General features: G+C 65.5%; 15 protein-coding genes. 2 read left to right on the top strand and 13 right to left on the bottom strand.

What is annotated here, in order from left to right; translation table 11 throughout:
• Positions 1-93: 93 nt before the first annotated feature.
• The 13 genes from C469_RS09920 to C469_RS09860 form a co-directional block, all read right to left on the bottom strand.
• Entirely contained in the window at positions 94-2871 is a 2778-nt protein-coding gene (locus tag C469_RS09920; protein WP_008006213.1) for a sugar-binding domain-containing protein, read from the bottom strand.
• 724 nt (positions 2872-3595) lie between these two features.
• Positions 3596-4864 (bottom strand): outer membrane protein assembly factor BamB family protein, encoded by a 1269-nt coding sequence (locus C469_RS09915; protein WP_147587280.1) that lies wholly within the window; start codon positions 4862-4864, stop codon positions 3596-3598.
• Positions 4865-4961: 97 nt separating this feature from the next.
• The gene (locus tag C469_RS09910; protein ID WP_008006210.1) at positions 4962-5705 is read right to left on the bottom strand and encodes an ABC transporter ATP-binding protein; all 744 of its coding nucleotides are present in this window, start codon (positions 5703-5705) and stop codon (positions 4962-4964) included.
• A complete protein-coding gene (locus tag C469_RS09905; protein ID WP_008006208.1) occupies positions 5702-6460 on the bottom strand; it encodes an ABC transporter ATP-binding protein in 759 nt (252 codons plus the stop codon). Before C469_RS09905 ends, C469_RS09910 begins: the two co-directional genes overlap by 4 nt.
• The gene (locus tag C469_RS09900; RefSeq protein ID WP_008006205.1) at positions 6460-7551 is read right to left on the bottom strand and encodes a branched-chain amino acid ABC transporter permease; all 1092 of its coding nucleotides are present in this window, start codon (positions 7549-7551) and stop codon (positions 6460-6462) included. Before C469_RS09900 ends, C469_RS09905 begins: the two co-directional genes overlap by 1 nt.
• Positions 7548-8480 carry a branched-chain amino acid ABC transporter permease gene (locus C469_RS09895; protein WP_008006203.1) on the bottom strand — a complete coding sequence of 311 codons (933 nt, stop codon included), beginning with the start codon at positions 8478-8480 and terminating at the stop codon, positions 7548-7550. The genes C469_RS09900 and C469_RS09895 overlap by 4 nt, the downstream gene beginning before the upstream one ends.
• Before the next feature lie 300 nt (positions 8481-8780).
• On the bottom strand, positions 8781-10145 hold the full coding sequence (locus C469_RS09890) for an ABC transporter substrate-binding protein (protein ID WP_008006202.1): 1365 nt from the start codon (positions 10143-10145) through the stop codon (positions 8781-8783).
• Between the two features lie 163 nt (positions 10146-10308).
• Positions 10309-11547, bottom strand: coding sequence for a Tm-1-like ATP-binding domain-containing protein (locus tag C469_RS09885; RefSeq protein ID WP_008006199.1), 1239 nt, complete (start codon positions 11545-11547; stop codon positions 10309-10311).
• A complete protein-coding gene (locus C469_RS09880; RefSeq protein ID WP_008006198.1) occupies positions 11547-12380 on the bottom strand; it encodes a phosphoenolpyruvate hydrolase family protein in 834 nt (277 codons plus the stop codon). The genes C469_RS09885 and C469_RS09880 overlap by 1 nt, the downstream gene beginning before the upstream one ends.
• Positions 12381-12485: 105 nt before the next feature.
• On the bottom strand, positions 12486-12893 hold the full coding sequence (locus tag C469_RS09875; RefSeq protein ID WP_008006196.1) for a cupin domain-containing protein: 408 nt from the start codon (positions 12891-12893) through the stop codon (positions 12486-12488).
• Positions 12894-13492: 599 nt separating this feature from the next.
• Positions 13493-14251, bottom strand: a complete 759-nt coding sequence (locus C469_RS09870; RefSeq protein WP_008006194.1) for an IclR family transcriptional regulator — start codon at positions 14249-14251, stop codon at positions 13493-13495.
• 124 nt (positions 14252-14375) lie between these two features.
• The gene (locus C469_RS09865; RefSeq protein ID WP_008006192.1) at positions 14376-15278 is read right to left on the bottom strand and encodes a GAF domain-containing protein; all 903 of its coding nucleotides are present in this window, start codon (positions 15276-15278) and stop codon (positions 14376-14378) included.
• Positions 15279-15331: 53 nt separating this feature from the next.
• Complete coding sequence (locus tag C469_RS09860; protein ID WP_008006189.1) at positions 15332-16303, bottom strand: sugar phosphate isomerase/epimerase family protein; 972 nt, start codon at positions 16301-16303, stop codon at positions 15332-15334.
• A gap of 231 nt (positions 16304-16534) precedes the next feature.
• Here C469_RS09860 and C469_RS09855 point away from each other — a divergent pair, with 231 nt between their 5' ends.
• Both C469_RS09855 and C469_RS09850 read left to right on the top strand, forming a co-directional pair.
• Positions 16535-17410, top strand: coding sequence for a fumarylacetoacetate hydrolase family protein (locus tag C469_RS09855; RefSeq protein ID WP_008006187.1), 876 nt, complete (start codon positions 16535-16537; stop codon positions 17408-17410).
• A 470-nt stretch (positions 17411-17880) separates the two neighbouring features.
• Complete coding sequence (locus C469_RS09850; protein WP_008006184.1) at positions 17881-18201, top strand: hypothetical protein; 321 nt, start codon at positions 17881-17883, stop codon at positions 18199-18201.
• Positions 18202-18294: the final 93 nt, after the last annotated feature.

Genomic DNA, 18294 nt, shown 5'->3' with positions numbered 1-18294 from the left:
CGTCGGGTGTGCCCGGGACCGTTGTCAGCCGGGACACGGGGCGACGGTCGGCGAGAGCTGTCTGAAACGGTTGTGGGGCGTTCACACTCGGCGTCACTCGTGTTCGACCCAGGCGCCGGCGTCGTCGCCGTATCGTCGGCTTTCGTCGCCTCCGGCGGCGAGGAGGCTCTCGAGCACGCCGGTCGAGATGTCGGGCTCCGGATCGAAGGCCTCGGAGGCGAGGTAGGAGGCGAGACTGCGGCGGAACTGGCGGACTACCGGCGCGCTCGTCCGCGAGAGGTCGAGCGTGCAGACGGCCAGCCTCCCGTCGCCGACGGCGGTCTCGAAGTAGACGCCCAGCTTGTGGTTGCGGTAGAGCGTGTCGATGACCTGTACGGTCGGTTCGAACTCTGCCGGTGCGTCGTCCAGGACGACCGGCCGCGACCGGCGCAGCAGCGGCCACCACTGCCAGTCGCTGTGCCCGTCGGTCGGGAACGCGTCGAACAGCGGATGGTCGGGGTCGCACAGCATCCCGAGCGTCCCGGGTTTCCCGTTTCGCTTGAACACCTCGTAGTTCCAGAAATCCGGCTGGAACGATCCCTCGAGAGAGTACCGGAGGGCGCCCGACTCAGGGAGCAGGAGGACCCGCTCGCCGTCATCGAGGAGCGCCCGCGTCCCCTCGTCGAACCGCGTGCGGACGGTGACGCCGTCGAGAGCGGCGGCGTCCGGATCCCGCACCTCGTCCGGGTCCGGATACACCCAGATCGGATAGGACGTTCGGAGGTCGTCCGCCTCGTCGGTCTCGACGACGACCTCGACCTCGAGTTTCGCCGGGGAGCGCACCGCTTCCAGGGGGGCCTCGATAGCTCCGAGCGTCGCCAGTTCGCCCTGGGGGACGTGCCGAGTGGCGAGCGCTCCCGCCGCGAGCGGCTCCGCGTCAGCCCCCCGGTCGGGGTCGACGATCGACCAGGTGGGCGTCGCGTCGGTGAGCGTATCGGGGCCGTAGTTGGCGAGTTGCACCTCCGCCTCGAACGTCTCGTCGGCCGTCCAAGTGTAGCCGTCCATGAGGACGAGCGGTACCCGCGCCGCGCAGAACCGCCGCCACTCGTGCGGCGCGATCAGCCCCTTCGATTCCATGAACGCGTCGAGGACTCCGACGAGAGCGGTCCCCTGCCCCGGAAAGTCGTCCAAGCCCAGCAGCTGGAACCCACCGAGCTCCGGCGTGCGGAACGCCGCCTCGATCTCCTCGCGATAGCAGGAGACCGCGAGCGCGCCGGACGCCGCCTGAAACGCGTCGTCTCGTCCCTCCATGTACCGGTCGGCGAGCGACCGCTCGAACCGCTCGAGGTTACGCGCTTCGAGGACGCCGGTGTACTTTCTCGCCTCGTCGAAGTCGGGGTAGACCTGGAACTGCCCGATCTCGTGGGTGATCACGGGGAGGTCGTACGGTGCGAGCTTCTCGCCGTACTCGGTGGTCGTCGACGGCGGCTGGTCGTTGATGTGTCCCGTGCCGCGAACGGGCGTCCGCTCGACGTCCCAGTGGCTGGCCGCGGGGTCGTTCGGGACGTTCGCGGTGACGAAGAAGTCGTCCGCCGCGCCGGGGTGCGGCGAGGAGAGGAAGTTGTTCGCGCCGTAAGCGTACAGGCGACGGTCGTCCCGTTCGCGACAGTGTTCGACGAGAGCGGTCATGCGCTCCTCGTCGCCCTGATTCTCGTNGATGTGTATAAGAGACAGGTAGTACTCGTAGTCGTCGTCCGCGACGAGCGATTCGCGGGCGTCCCACTGGGAGAGCTCCGGTTGGAGGTAGATCCCGACCCGGTCCGCCGCCTCGAACGCGGCCCGGGGCGGACACCAGCTGTGGAAGCGGTAGTGGTTGATGCCGTGGGCTTTCGCGGCCTCCATGTGCTCGATCCACTCGGCGGCGGTCGTCGGCGGGTAGCCGGTGTCGGGGAAGACGGCGCAGTCGGTTCGTCCCCGGAGGAAGACCGTCGTTCCGTTGATCGAAAACTGCGTGCCGTCGGCGGCGAACTCCCGAAGCCCGAAGGCGGTTTCGAACTCGTGGGCGTGCGCTTCGGTCTCGAGCGAGGCGGTCAGCTCGTACACCGCCGGCGAGAACTCGTCCCAGGTGAGCGACTCCGGACCGAGGTCGTACGTGAACTCGACGACCGTTCGCTCGCCGGTCGTTCCGTCGTCCGGTTCGACGGTGACCGCCCGTTCACTCGCGGGGGCGACGTGCGCCTCGTCGGTGTTCACGCTCCGAGCGGCCGCCCTCACCGTCCCCTCGATCTCGTCGCCCGTCGCGTTGCCGAGCGTTATCTCGAGGTCGACCGCACCCGCGGCGGGGTCGGGGACCGTCCGGACGTCCTCGATCCAGACCGGGTCCGTCGCCTCGAGGCGGAGGTCCCCGACGGCGCCGTTCCAGTTGGTCTGGGTGTGTTCGGTCTTCGCGTGCGAGCGGTTCACGCCGGGGCGGTCCATCGACTCGTCGTCGTTGTCGACCCGAAGGACGAGTTCGCACTCGCCGGGCGTGACCGCGTCGGTGACGTCGTAGACGTGCGGCGTGCTCAGACACTCCCGAGAGCCGAGACGCTGCCCGTCGACCCACAGCGCGGTCGGTCGCGCGCGCTCGAAGACGGCCAGCACGCGTTTGCCGTTCCAGGAGTCGGGCACCGAGACGGTTCGCCGATACCACGCCGGGCCCTCGTAGCGGTGGGTCCGCGCGAGGTGCTCCCGCGACCGGTCGTCGGTCGTCTCGCCGTAGCCGTACTCGTCGGTCGTCCCCGGGAGGTGGATCGTTCCGTCAGTCGCGCCCTCGGTCCACTCGTCGACGTCGTCGTCCCGCTCCGGATCGAGGCTGAGTCGCCAGGGCCCCGACAGTGAAATCGTTCGCATATCCGGACCCTCTCAGGGGTGATATATAGACGCTGGCGTTTTGTCAATTATATAAACCCCTTCTCTCAAATAGCACTCGCGAGGCGAGCAAAGAGACGCTTCTATTCACGTATTATAAATACGGTATCACGCCGAGAGAGTCTCCCGTGCGGTGTGTTCCGCGGTCGAAAGGTCGACGTGATCGAAAATATTTAAAAACAAAAATATTATTTTTTCTTCTTTATAACTTATATGTTCGACGAAGGTCCCGAACCCGCGTCGTCGAACGCGGTCGTCGAGGCGTTCTCGTCGGAGATCGGCAGTGAGATCGGCCGCGGCATCGACGATATCGCGACGCCCTCGACACCGCGCTTCTCGGCGAACTCGGAGGAAAAACCCGTTCGATGTGAACAGATGCGGCTAATAGGCCCGTTAATAGCGTTTCTGTCCGCTTTCAGTGGCAACCGCGACGGCTTTCGATCGACGGCGACGCGATCCGCGCGTTCACCGCGAACCGGCCGAAAGCCGATCTTCTGTACCCGATTGCGAACGGCTACTCGGCTCCGCCTTGCTGCCGACTTTACAGGTATTTTAACTGTGTTTAAAAGTGACATATCTGCGGAACGGCGTCGAGTTCGGTTTTCATAATCTCGCGGGGCGTCCCCGCTGGGTTCGCGGTCGTCGGGCGGATCCGTTCAGTGGTTTCGGGGTGAGAATAAGGGACGGGAAGTACTGACGGCCGCCCTCACTCGATGGCGTACATCCGGCCGTCGGTTCCGCTGACGTACAGGGTCCCGTCGACGAGCGCTGGACTCGACCCGACGCCGCGGCCGCCCACCTCGATGAACCACGCCTCGTCGCCGTCGGTCGTGAGTCCGTAGACGCCGAGCCCGTCCCGATCCGTCTGCCCGTGCGTCCCGAAGTAGAGGCGGTCGTCGGTGACGACGGGGCTGCTGCCCACCTCCAGCGCGTCCGTCTCGAAGCTCCACAGCTCCTCGCCGGAGCGGCGGTCGAACTTGTGCATCTCGCCGTAGTGCGTGTTGGGGTCGTCCAGCGTGTTGTAGGGCGTATCCCCCACGTAGACCCCCGAGTCGTCGACGGCGACGGAGCCGGAGATGTAGCGGGCGAACGGGTCCGCAGTCCACTCGGCCTCGCCCGAGGCGGCGTCGACCGCGTGGACGATCCCGTTCCAGTCCCCGAAGTACACGGTGTCGAACGCGAGGGTCGGGCTCGACCACACCATGTCCCCCACGTCGTAGGTCCAGACTTCCTCCCCCGATCCGGCGTCGAGCGCGTAGAACGTGTCGTCCGAGGCCCCGACGTACACCGTGTCGTCGTCCACTGCCGGCGTGCTCACGACCTCGTCGCCGACCCCGTACCGCCAGTCGGTCTCCCCCGTGACCGTGTCCAGCGCGTAGACCCAGCCGTCGTCGGTCGCGCTGGGCGCATCCGACTCTTCCGCGTACACCGCACACGCGAGGTTGTGACAGCCCACGCCGATGTACGCCGTCTCACCGACCACCGTCGGGCTCCCGCGGATCAGCCCCCCGAGGTCGCGTCGCCACGTCGCTTCGCCGCTGTCGGCGTCGATCGCGTACACGCGCGTGTCGTAGGATCCGACGTACACCGTCCCGTCGGCGTACGCGGGCGACCCCTCGATCCGGTTATCCGTCGCGAACGTCCACCGCTCCTCGCCCGTCGCCGCGTCGAACGCGTACACCGTCCCGTCCGCGTTGCCGACGAACACGGCGCCGTCGGCGACGACCGGGCTCCCCCAGAACGGCCCGTCGGCGTCGTAGGTCCACTCGACCGACGGGTCCGCGCTCGTCGGTGAGACGCCCCTCGCGAAGCCGGTGTTGTAGCGGTCGCCCCGGAACGACGGCCACTCGGTCACCGGCTCCGAGACGGGGTGCGACCCCGAGTCGTCGCCCCGCGGACCGACGCAGCCGCCGAGAAGACCGAACGAGGCCGTCGACGCGGCGGCGAGGAAGCTCCGTCTGTCACTATTCATCACGTCTCGACTCTCCTGTCGTCACGTAATAACGCTTTGGGCTTCGCGGACCGGTCGACCGTGCGGGGAGACGCCCGGTCCGGCTGCGGAGACGGGCGCCTCACACCACGAGGTACTCGTCTAAGTCCTCGTTTTCGAGCTCCTCGACCGTCCCCTCGTAGACCATCTCGCCCTGATCCAAGACGTACCCGCGATCGGCGAGCTTCAGCGCCTCGCGGACGTTCTGTTCGATCAGGAGGACGGTCAGGCCCTGGTCCGAGATCTCGCGGATCGACTCCGAGACGGATCGGATGATCTGCGGGGCGAGCCCCTCCGTGGGCTCGTCGAGCAGCAGGAGGTCGAGGTCGGGGAGCCGCAGGGTTCTGGCGATCGAGAGCATCTGCTGTTCGCCGCCGGAGAGCGTCCCGGACCGCTGTGAGCGGCGCTCTTCGAGTCGCGGGAACAGCTCGTACAGCTCGTCGATCTCCATCGTGGGCGGTCCGCTTCCGGACGCGCGCCGACGGACCGTGTTCCACGAGGCGCTGGCGATCTCCGACATCTTGAGGTTCTCTTCGACCGTCAGCTCGGTGAACAGCCGCCGCCCCTCGGGGACCACGCCGATGCCGGCCCGCGTGATGTCGTCGGTCGGCCAGTCGGTGATGTCGGCCCCGTCGAAGCGAACGGTTCCGGAGCGGACTTCGGGCGGCTCCGTCCCGGTGATGCTTCTGACGGTCGTGGTCTTGCCGGCGCCGTTGCGACCCAGCAGCGAGATGACCTCTCCTTCGTCGACGGCCATCGACACGCCGCGCAGGATGTGGCTCGCGCCGTAGTAGGCGTGGACGTCGTCGAGTTCGAGCAGCGTCATTCCGCCTCACCTCCGAGGTACGCCTCGCGGACCGCGGGGTCGCTCTTGATCTCGTCGGGCGTCCCCTTCGCGATGATCGCGCCGTCGTTGAGCGTGAAGATCCGGTCGGAGACGTCGAAGATGACGTCCATATCGTGCTCCACGAGGAAGATCGTCATGTTCCAGTCGGCGAGGAGTTCGCGGATGAGCGACACCGTCATCTCGGTTTCGCCCGGCGACATCCCCGCCGTGGGCTCGTCCATGAACATCAGGTCCGGATCCGTGGCCAACCCGATGGCGACCTCCAGCCGTCGCTTGTCGCCGTAGGGGAGCGATTCCGCGACCGCCCCGGCGTTGTCCTCCAGTTCGATGGTTTCGAGGATGTGGTCCGTGCGGTCCCGGACCGCGTCGTAGCTGTCGCGCCGGCTGAGGAAGTTGACGGTGAACGAGCCGTGTTCGGTCGCGAACGCCGCCACCTGGATGTTCTCCCTGACGGTGAGTTCGGGGAAGATCGACGCGGTCTGGAACGACCGGCCGACGCCGAGCTGGGCGATCTCGAACGGGTCGAGCCCGATGAGATCGGTCCCCGCGTAGGTGATCTCGCCGGAGGTCGGCTCCAGCATCCCCGTGATGGTGTTGATCAGCGTCGATTTCCCGGCGCCGTTCGGTCCGATGAGCGAGACGAGCTCGCCCTGGTCGACCGAGACGGTCACGTCGTCGAGCGCTTTCAGACCACCGAACGTCTTCGTGAGATTGCGCGTTTCGAGTAGTGGCATCACTGATCACCTCTCCGAGACCGAAGCCGCGAGCTGACACTCGTGATCATTCCCCAGAGTCCGTCGGGGTACTTCCAGACGACGGCCGTGAACGCGAGCGCGAGCGACAGTAGCCAGTAGCCGCCGATCACGTCGAGCCCGTTGACGACGCCCTCGAAGTAGAGGAAGACGATCACGCCGAGTATCGGGCCCGCGACCGTCCCCAACCCGCCCAGCACGGTCATCATGACCACGTCGCCGCTGAGCGTCCAGTGGAGGCGTTCGACGCCGGTGAAGTATGTCTCCATCGGCAGGAGTCCCCCGGCGATCCCGGCGACGAATCCCGAGATGACGAACGCCGCGAACTTGTACCGCCAGACGTCGAGCCCGACGAACGACGCCCGGGTCTCGTTTTCCCGGACCGCCTTGAATATCAGCCCGTACGGAGACTTCCGGACGCGCGTAATGAACACGACGACGCCGACGAAGAACGCGGCGATGAAGAGGTACATGTACGTCCCCCAGAGCGCGCCGAAGATCCCCGGGATATCGGCCCCCAGTTCGAGAAGGCCGAAGAGCGGGCTTCGATCGACCCCGAGGCCGTTGATACCGCCGGTGATCCCCTCGAAGGGCTCTCTGGCCATGTAGTACAGCATCTGTGCGATCGCGAGCGTCACGATCGCGAAGTAGACCGTGTGGAGCCGGAGCAGGACGAACGGCGTCACGACCGCCAACAGGAGCGCGAAGCACACGCCGACGACGACCGAGAGGAGCGGGTCGGCGACGACGTGGTTCGCGAACAGGGCCGTCGCGTACGCCGAGCCGCCGAAGAACATCGCGTGGCCGAACGACAGCAGCCCGGTCTGGCCCAGCAGGTGGTTGAACCCCAGCGCGAAGATCCCCCAGATGAGCACCAGGCGAGCGAGCTGGTCGTACGCGAGCAGGTTGTTCGGGACCAGCGGCAGGCTCGTGAACGCCCACGGGAACACGGCGACGAAGACGAGGGCGCTGACCAGCACGAACCGCTCCGTGTGCTTGATCCGGTCCCACGTCTCGAGCGCACCCGACGCCGGTTCGTCGTCGTCGCCCTCCGCCGATGGCTCGGCGCTCATTGGCCGATCTCCCCCGTCGGGTAGATGCCGCTCGGTCGGATCGTCAACACCACGATCGCCAGCGCGTAGATGCTCGCCGTCGCCATGCTCGGCCAGACCTGCGTCACCGCAGCGAAGACGAAACCGGCGAGCAACGCCCCGATCGTGGTCCCCTTGATCGAGCCGACTCCGCCCATGATCACGATGACCAGCGCGGGGATGATGTTCCCGAACCCCATGCCGGCGTTCACGCCGAACAGCGAGCCGCCGAGCATGCCGGCGAGGCCGGCGTAGGCCGCACCGATGGCGAAGATCAACAGGAACGGGCGACCGATGCGGATGCCGAGCAGCTCGGTCATTTCGGTGTCCTCGGTGCCGGCCCTGACCGCGAGGCCGTAATCCGTGTACTTGTAGAAGGCGAAGAGGACCCCGAGGAAGACGAGCGCGAGGAGCACGACGTAGATCCGCCACCGCGACACCGACCCGATACCGGGGATGAGCACCGGCCCGGACGCCCAGCCGGGCCGGGCGTAGTTGAATCCGGTTCGGCCGAAGACGAGGTTGAATCCCTCTTGGAAGATCAGCAAAACGCCGAACGTCACCAACAGCTGATCGAGCAGCGGGCGGTCGTACAGCGGGTTCGCGAGGAGTCGTTCCATCGCGATCCCGGCCACGAAGACGACGATCGGCGTCACGACGAGGGCGGCGAGGAAGCCGAGGTCGAGCCCCAGCGGCGCGAGCCCGTACCGGTCGATCAGCCCGCCGAACCCGACGTCGAACCCGACGATCAGTCCGACGTACGCCCCGATCAGGTACAGCGCCCCATGCGCCATGTTGACGAACTGCAGGGAGCCGAAGACGATCGACAACCCCAACGCCACGAGGAGGTACACCGACGCCACGCTCAGCGCGACGAACAGGAACTGGACGGACGATTCGACGAGACTCATCCGAGCGGCCACCTCTTGTCTACTGGTACCATGGCTTGACTGTATCTCGATCGCGTTTGAAGCTGCGTCGCACCGGTCGGTCACCGCACCCGAGGCTGGTAGACGGCGGTCCCTCGGCGTGACACGCCGGGACGCGTCGTCTCGTGTCGGTCGGCGGCTCCGTTCGTGGCGGCCGGGACGTCATCGCGGGAGCCGTCATCGCGAAAGGTGTCATCGCGGGAGCCGTCATCGCGAGGGATACCGTCGCGAAACGTGTCGGGTGTCGCGCGTGGCTCCGAAGCCGACCGGTCGGGAGACACGCTACTCGTCACCGTACTCGTTCTCGTCCATCGCGCACTCGTTGGCCGGGTAGGCGTCGCACTCGTACACGAGCGGGTCGGTCGTCTCCATCACCTCGGTCCGGATGCCGATCTCCTCGGCCGTGGCGTCGTCGACGCCCTGCACGAGGTGCCACGGTCGCTCGACCTGGTGGTCGCACCCTCGGAACTGGGACGGCCCCCACGCCTGCTCCCACTCGAACTCCTCGAGGGTCCGCACGACCGTCGGCGGGTGGAACGTGCCCGCCTCCTCGACGGCGGCGGCGTACACCAGCATCGACTCGTAGGTGTGGATCGAGCTCTGGTTGGGGATCTCGTCGTACTCGTCCTGGTACGCCTCGACGAAGGTGTTCGACCCCTCGTTGTCGTAGTTCGGGTTCCACGGCTCCATGCCGTACACCCCTTCCGCGTCGGACCCCATGGGATCGAGGGTGAACGCGCTGACGTGCGGGATGAACACGTCGACCTCGTCGGTGACTCCGGCGTCGACCATCTGGGAGAGCCCGCTGGCCGCGAACTCGCCGAAGCTGGCGAAGTGGACCACGTCGGCGTCCGAGTTCTGCAGGTCCCGTATCTGCGTCTGGTGGTCGCTCTCCCCCTCGGCGATCGCCGAGCCGCCGGCGTCCTCCCACGGACCGTTCTCGGTGAGGTGCGTGCGCATGGCGTCGCGGTTCGACTGGCCGTAGGAGTAGTCCATGTAGATGTGGAACAGCTCCCGGTCCTCGCCGAGCACCTCGGGAAGCAGGTTCCCGGCGGCCATGCCGATGATCTCCGCGTGGAAGGTCGGGTGGAAGTAGTACCGCGAGCAGTTTTCCCCGCTGATCCCGGACGACGTGGAGTTGCCGCCCATGAACGGGACCTTCTCCCGCTGGGCGACGTCTTGCATCGCGAGAGTCACCGTACTGGACATGCCGCCGGTCCAGAACTGGATGTTGTCCTGCTGGATCATCCCGCTGATGTTGGAGTTCGCCGTGTCGGGATCCCCGCCGGTGTCGGCCTTCGTCGGTTCGATCTGATACCCGAGAATACCGTCCCCGCTCAGGGCGTCCCAGGTGTCGACCAGCCCGCCCCCGTTGTTCAGGTGTTGGACCGCGAGGTCGAAGCCGAGCTCCTGGTCCTGTCCGTCCGGGCCGAGCGCGCCTGACAGCGGCCCGTTGAACCCGATAGCGACCGTGTCTCCCTCCGGCGGGAAGTTCCCGATCGGGTCGTACTCGTCGCTGCCGTCTCCGCCGTCCCCGCCGCCGTTACCTCCAGTACACCCGGCGAATCCGGCGGTGAGACCGCCGGCCGCGAGCCCTTTGAGGTATCGACGCCGAGACTCGTCTCCTGGATCACGCTTGTTTGTCATGGTTGTTTAGGCAACTCGTGAAGAAATGGAACGATACAGTATTTAAATCTTTGGTGGTCATTCCCGTGATCGGAACGGGTCTACCGTCGCTGTCGATCCCGCTTCGTGTCGGGCTCGGCCGAAATCGACCGGGATCGGCCGCCATAACTGGTCTTCGCGGGGCTCACCGTTGCATGTACTCGTGGAGCCGTTCGGCCATCGCGACGGCGAAGGCCTCGTCGTTGATGTTCGCGTCCAGTTCCAGCAGCTGTACGTCCTCGTCGATGTGCGTCCGGAGCGATTCGAAGAGGGCCTCGTCCGCCTCGGGGTCGTGAAACGGCTCGCCTTCGTCGTCGAGCATCGAGACGCCGGCGAGCGGAAGCGCGAGCGACACCGGGCCGGTCGCGGCGTTGAGCTTCTCCGCGATGATCCGCCCGATTTCGGTGTTCTCCGCCGGCGTGGTCCGCATCAGCGTCACCTGCGGATTATGGACGTGGAACGTTCGCCCCTCGAACTCGTCGGGCACCGTCTCTTCGGGACCGAAATTGACCATGTCGAGCGCGCCGGTCGAGACGATCTGCGGGATGCCCGCCTCGGCCGCCGCGTCGAGCCGGTCCGGTCCCGCGGCGAGGACGCCGCCGACGTGTTCGTCCGCCCACTCGGTGGTCGTGGCGTCGAGGACGCCGTCGATGACGCCCTCCGCGATCAGGTTCTCCATCGCGCGACCGCCGGTGCCCGTCGCGTGGAAGACGATCGTCTCGTAGCCCCGTTCCTCGAGCCACTCGCGCGCGGTCTGGACGCAGGGCGTGGTGACGCCGAACATGGTGAGACCGATCGTGGGCTTGTCGGGCGTCTCGACGGCCGGGTCGTTGGTCACCATCCCGGTCATCGCGAGGGCGGCGTTCGCGATCACCGTGCGCGAGAGCTGGTTGAGCCCCTCGATGTCCGCGACCGAGTACAGCATCGCGATGTCGCGCGTGCCGACGTACGGTTCCGTGTCTCCGGACGCGACCGTCGACACCATGAACTTCGGGACTCCGACGGGAAGCGCTCGCATGGCCGCCGTCGCGATCGAGGTGTTCCCCGACCCGCCGAGGCCGAGGATCCCGTCGAGCTCGCCGCTCTCGTGGAGACGCGTCGCGACCGCGGCGGCGCCGTCCCCCATCGCCTCGACCGCCTTGCCCCTGTCGCCGGCGTCTCTGAGCCCCTCGAGGGTGGCGCCGCCCGCGTCGGCCACGTCCGCGGCCGAAATGTCGGGGTCGATTTCGGGGTCGCCCATGACGCCCACGTCGACGAGGGTGACGTCGACGCCCTGAGCCGCGAGCACGTCGCGCGCGAAGCCGATCTCCTCGCCCTTCGTGTCGAGCGTCCCGACGATGACGACGGTCGCGCGCGCCGATTCGGAGCGGTCCGTCGAACTCATCAGAACTCGATCTCCTTGAACTCGCGGGCCTGGTTCTGGATGGCCTCCTCCGTCGGAAGCCGTTCGATACTGGACGCGCCGAAGAAGCCGACGACGCCCTCGGTGTTGTTGAGGACGTACGTGGCGTCGTCCGGCCACGCGATCGGCCCGCCGTGACAGATGACCATGACGTCGTCGTTGACCGCCTTCGCGGCGTCGTGGTGCGACTGGACCCGTTCGGCCGCCTCCTCGAGACCGAGCGCCGTCTCGGCGCCGATATCGCCGGACGTCGTCAGCCCCATGTGCGAGACGACGACGTCGGCCCCCGCTTCGGCCATTGCCCGGGCCTGCTCGTCGTTGAAGACGTAGGGGCACGTCAACATGCCCTGGTCGCTGGCCTCGCGGATCATCTCGACCTCCTTGTCGTATCCCATCCCGGTCTCCTCCAGGTTCTGTCGGAAGGAACTGTCCTCGTCGATGAGGCCGACCGTCGGGAAGTTCTGCACTCCCGAGAAGCCGCGGCGGCGGAGGTCCTCGATGAACACGTCCATCTCTCGGAAGGGGTCGGTTCCGTTGACGCCCGCGAGCACGGGCGTGTCCTCCACGACCGGGATCACCTCGTGACCCATTTCGACGACGATCTCGTTGGCGTCGCCGTAGGGGAGGATGCCCGCCAGGGAGCCGCGACCGTTCATCCGGTACCGCCCCGAGTTGTAGATGATGAGGAGGTCGACGCCGCCCCGCTCGGCGAACTTCGCCGAGATTCCGGTTCCCGCTCCGGCGCCGATGATCGGCTCTCCGCCCTGTACGACCGACTCTAACCGCTCGAGGGACTCGTCCCGTGTGAACTTCATGGACGACCAACACATTACCCAGACGGATAATTAATGTTCTGGTCAGCCGGGTACCGCCCCGGGAAGACCGTTCAGGTGTCGCGCCCCTCGGGAGGGCCAGACCGTTCAGATGTCGCGCCCCTCGGGAGGGCGAACCTCGCACCCGGGCGCGTCGCGGATCTCGGCTTCCGGCCCCGGCGGACCGTACATCGCGAGGAACCGCATCGGCTCCCACCCGGTGTTTTCCGTGCTGTGTTCGACGCCGGCCGGGATATACACCATGTCGCCGGGGGTGACCTCCCGCTCCTCGTCGCCGATGGTCTGGACGCCTTCGCCGTTCAGGAAGTACAGCACTTCCTCGCTGTCCGGATGGGTGTGACGCTCGTGGCCCTCACCGGGCGTCAACACGACGACGCCGGAGCTGAACGCCTCGGCGCCGGTCGTCTCCGGCGTGCTGAGCCACTTGATCGTCCCCCACTCCAGCTCCAGCGTCTCGATATCGCTCGGGTCGATAAACCGCTGATCGTTCGGCATGACACCGGAACGCATGCGACAACTCTCTATAAGTGTTTGGGGGAATCGGGCAATCGCCCCTCGAACAGCACCGATCGGCCCGCGGCCGTCACCCGTTGCGCGGCGACTGCTGTGCGGCGACCGTTCGACGTGTCGACGGCATAACGCGGGACTTTACGACGCGTTCACATAATGAGAATAGTGTGTCATGGAATGACATCACGAACTCCGCCGTCCCCGAGTCGCGCGTCTCACGCAGAAATTATAATGAAAAACCATTCACATAATCGGGACGAAAAGCGATCGGGGCCCCTCCTCCCGACGAACTGGACGGGACTCCGCTCGCGGCGTCGATGACCGGATCGGTCGCCGTTCCATCGAGCGGACGCCGAACCGGTAGCGACTCGACGGCGATGCCGTCTGCGAGGCGTATCCGATTGAAAAGGCCGTTAGAGCCGTGTTACCGCGTATCTCGGGTTCGAAGGGGTATCCGACGAGACGAGACCGACATTACAATATTACGAGTGTAATTATATGCGCCATCCCGGTGTTCCTCATCACGGAGGGGTGCCGAGATGTCTCGACCGTCTGAGACCGAGAATTCGCGAAATGCGAATGAACTACGCGCGAAGCGCGTCTTCCATCCCTTCGACGGCGTCGAGCAGTTGCTCCGCGAGCTCCTCGTGGAGGCGCGTCATGTTGATCCGGTACTTCGGTCCGCCGATGCTCAGTCCGCCGACGATCTCTCCGTCGGCGTGGACGGGCGCGCCGACCGCGACGAGCCCCGGAGCGAACTCCTCGTCGATGATCGCGTACCCCTTGCCGGCGATCTCCTCCAACTGGTCGTACAGTCGGTCGCGGTCGGTCACCGTGGCCTCGATCTCGCGGGGCATACCCCACTCGTCGAGAATCCGGTCGACGTGGTCCCGCCCCAGCTCGGCGAGGATGGCCTTCCCGGCGGCGGTGTTGTGGAGGTAGTACTCCGTTCGGAACCCCCCCTCTCCCTCGTGTTCCGCCTGGTTCGTGGAGCCGTGGAGCAGCAGGAGCCGCCCGTGTTCGAACACCGTGAAGTTGGCCTCCTCGCCGGTTTCCTCCGCGAGCCGTTCGACCGTGTCGGTCGCGACGACTTCGAGGTCGCCGCGCCGCGCCCGATCGCCGAGCACCGCGAGGCGAAAGCTGGCCGAGTACGTCCGCCCGTTCTTCACGACGTAGCGGCAGTCCAACAGCGTGTTGAGGTGGCTGTGAAGGGAGCTTTTCGGCTTGTCCACGATCCGATCGATCTCGGCGAGCGTGAGTCCGTCGTGTTCCAAGATGAGCTCGAGTATCCGCAACGACGTCCTCGTCGTTTTCAGCGTGCGGCCGTTTGTCGTTTCGAGCATACGCGTGTGATTCGGTCGCAGTAGTAAATTAGTTTATATAATACGCCCTAAAAGAAGTGAGATTAACATAGTGCGAACGAACCCGGCGGAACGACCGCTCCGGTGTCGCCGCGTAGCGTCCCGATCAGATGGCCCGGGAGCGCCTCGTCCATCCGATCCGGGTGATCGCCTTCGCGCCGAGTTGGCCGAGGAGGCTCGCCGCTTCGACGTCCCGTTCGTCGAACGCTTCGATGGTGATGTCGCCCGCGCTCAACACGCCGTGATCGCCGATGGGGACGTACAGCCCCGACCGGAGCTCCCCGCGCTCTTGGTCGTCCTCCGTCGAACTGTGGTCGGTGTGTAGTTCGGGCTCTCCGGTCCTGAACGTGCGAGCGGCGGGCGTGTCCTTATCGGCCGGGTAATCCGGTCGGGTTCCGGCCTTCGTAACGCACTCCTCGGTGACGACCACGACCTGTAACGTCCCCTCGGTCTCGTCGACGAGGCGGATCGTCGTGTTGTCCAACCCGAGGATGTTCTTGGCCGTGTCGGCCATAATCTCGGCGACGGCCTGTCTCGAGTTCGCCTCCCGGAGCTCCTGGCTCGTCTTGCGGAGCACCTCGATGCGCTGCTCCTGCCGTTTCGCGTCCGTGACGTTCCGAACCGTTCCGTGAAGCGTGTTTTCTCCGGGATCACCCGGTCGCGGCGCGCCGCGGATGCGGAGGTATCGCTCGGTCGTTCCGCCGTTCATGAAGCCGACCTCCACCGCGAACGCCTCGCCCCGCTCGCGCGCTCGCTCGAACAGCTCCCGGGAGCGCCGTCGGTCGTCGTCGACGAACTGCTCGGCAACCGCCTCGAACGTCGGCGGGGTGTCGGCGTCGATGCCGAGGATGTCCCTCGCCTGATCGCTCCACCACGTTTCGTCGGAGTCGCCGTCGTACCGCCACACGCCGACCCCCGTGAGCCGCTGGACGCTCTCCAGTAGCTCCGCCGGGCGGGACGCCGCCGGGGTCCCGTGTTCAGCGTCTGTCCGTGACTCGGGGGCAGTCATGCGCAGTACATCACGTTCGATCCATATATAACCTATCTACGACGTGTTCGGCGCTACTCCGGAACCCAGTCGACGTCCGCGTCCTTGCGCAGGAGACCCTCCTGAAGCATGGTCACGGCTTTTTCCAACCCCTCCGTCGGCTCGGCGAGGCCGTCCTCCCACTCGATGCTGAGCACGTCGTCGTATCCGACGAGCCGGAGCGTGCTGACGATGTCTCGCCACGCGTCCTCGTCGTGACCGTAGCCGACCGAGCGGAACAGCCACGCGCGCTCCGCCTCGCGGTCGAAGCCCTTGTTGTCGAGCACGCCCTCGATCTCGGCGTTGGCGTCGTAGACGCGAACGTCCTTCGCGTGGACGTACTTGATCGCGTCGTGGTCGCCCAGGTAGCGGATCGCCTTCGGGATGTCGATTCCCTGCCACCAGAGGTGCGACGGGTCCAGGTTCGCTCCCACGCGCTCGTGGGTCGCCTCCCGGAGTTCCACCATGGCGACCGGATCGTAGACGAGCATGTTCGGGTGCATCTCGATGGCGATGTCGACGCCGTGGTCGTCGGCGTAGGCGCCGAGTTCGCTCCAGTAGTCGACCGCGATCTCCCACTGGTACTCCAGCGCGTCCGAGTGCTCCTGCGGCCACGGGAACGTGACCCAGTTGGGGACGCTGTCCTCCGGCCCCCCGGCGGGGAGCCCGGAGAAGGTGATGATCCGGTCCACGTCCAGTTCGGCCGCCAACCGAATCGTCTCGCGCGTCTCGGTGTCGACGCGCGCCCGTCGCTCGTCGTCCGGATGCAGCGGGTTGTCGTGGACCGCGAGGCCGCAGATGTCGAGGTCGTGGTCCGCGAGATCCGCCTCGAGCGCGGCCCGGGCCTCGTCGCTGTCGAGCAGTTCGCGCCGATCGATGTGGTCGGCCCCGATCAGCCCGCCCGCGCCGAGCTCCACGGCGTCGACGCCGAGCGATTCGAGGAACGCGAACGCGTCCGATCTGTCCATGTGTCCCAACGGCTGCGCGGTGAGTACGCCGAGTTGCATACGTCGAACAGTTCGAGGGGGTAACGCTAATAATTATCCCTGATGATCGGCTCGTTCCGCCCTGCCGACCGGTCGATCCGTTTCGGCTGCGGTCTGTTCCTTCCGGTCGCGACGAGGAGGCGCTCGAGGCGTGCGTCCCCGTTCTCTGTGAGACACCGCTCGCGGCGACGCTCGAGGACGCCGAGCGGATGGCGGCGGTACACTTTTAGTCCCCTTCGCTCATCCTCGAGTATGCGATATTACCAGCTGACCGGTACGAAACGCGGGGGTCGCTCCGACTCCCTCGTCGTCGTGTCGGAGAACGGGGCCTACGACCTGTCGACGGCGTCGGACGACCTCGGCTCGTTCACCGACCTCGCTCGTGCCGCGAACGCGTCCGGAGAGTCCGTCGACGCCATCGCTCGCAATCGGATCCCCGACGCGGAGCCGGCGGAGTTCGACGCCGACGACGTGCTCCTGCCGGTGACTCCCGACGAGGTGTGGGCGGCGGGCGTGACGTATCGGATCAGCGAGCAGGCCCGCGAGGCCGAGAGCGGCAAACCGGAGGTGTACATCGACGTGTACGAGAGCGACCGCCCCGAGCTGTTCCTGAAAGCGACGCCATCGCGGACGGTCGGTCACACCGACGCCGTCGGGATCCGCGGCGATTCCGAGTGGAACGTCCCGGAACCGGAGCTCGGCGTCGTTCTGCATCGCGGAGAGGTGGTCGGATACACCGCCGGAAACGACGTATCGAGTCGGTCCATCGAGGGAGAGAATCCGCTGTACCTGCCGCAGGCGAAGGTGTACGACAAGTGTTGTGCGATCGGCCCGTGCGTGGCGACCCCGGAGGCCGTCGACGACCCCCACGACCTCGAAATGACGCTCACCATCGAGCGCGACGGCGAAACCGTGTACACGGATTCGACGTCGACGGCCGAGATGGCGACCAGCTGTGAGACCCTCGTCACCTATCTCCGAAGACACAACCCCCTCCCGGAAACCACCGTCCTCCTGACCGGTACCGCTCTCGTTCCTCCGGAGTCGTTCACGCTCACCGAAGGGGACCGCATCGTCATCGATATCGAGGAAATCGGCCGGCTAGTTAACGAGACGGTCGTCGTGTGAGGTGTCGTTCCCAGAGGCGAATGGAGTTCCGGCGCGTTCGACATGAAAAATAAAAAATCTGGTAGAAGACAGATAGTTAGGGATAATTGTAACTACGTTTTCCAGCAGTCGCCGTCATTCTGTTCACCGTTCAGAAATTTCGAGATCGACAGTAAACTTCCAAGTATGAAATTAATAGGCCCGTATATAAATAAAGAAACTACCTAGTAGCTAGAAATGTTTGATATTCATTTGTTAATTACAAAGCGGCCCTTATTTTCATCAGTGTCAAAAATAGTTATTTTTACCAATACTATCAGATGCCAGTATTATAAATTATTCATATATGTAAGGATAACACTGGCTGTGATCAAGCCTCGTCGTGGGCTCCGAGAGAGTGTCCCTGGGTTCGGCCGTTACGAGGATATCGACCGTCTTAACCAACAAATCTATGCATTTGCGTTCTATGTTGGTTAACACGATACCACGCGATGTCTTCCGAACCACCAACCCCACCGGCGAATCTCTCGACGGAGCTGGTCGACGCCCTGAACGAATCCTCTCCAGAGCGCCTCCGTGACGTTGCCAGGTACGCCAAAGCGTTAGCCGACCGGCAGGAACGCGAGGCGCGTCTCGAGGAGACAGACAGCGACGGGATCGAGGAACGACTGGACGGTCTCCCGAACGACGTTCCCGCGAAAGCGGCGATCACGATCAAGGAGATCAACGACAACCGCTACTACTACTGGCAGTGGAGGGATGGCGACAGGGTCAGATCCAAATATAAGGGTCCGGTCGATTCCGACGGGTAGTGACCGAGCAGTCGACACGAGTGACTGTTCGGGAGAACGACTGTTGCTACACTTCGATAGAGGGGTGTGTCCGGGTCGGTCAATTCCAAACAC

The organism is Halorubrum lipolyticum DSM 21995 (assembly GCF_000337375.1).
Taxonomy (GTDB): domain Archaea; phylum Halobacteriota; class Halobacteria; order Halobacteriales; family Haloferacaceae; genus Halorubrum; species Halorubrum lipolyticum.
The sequence above is the reverse complement of the archived record's forward strand: the minus strand, read 5'-3'. Positions and strand labels throughout refer to the sequence as shown.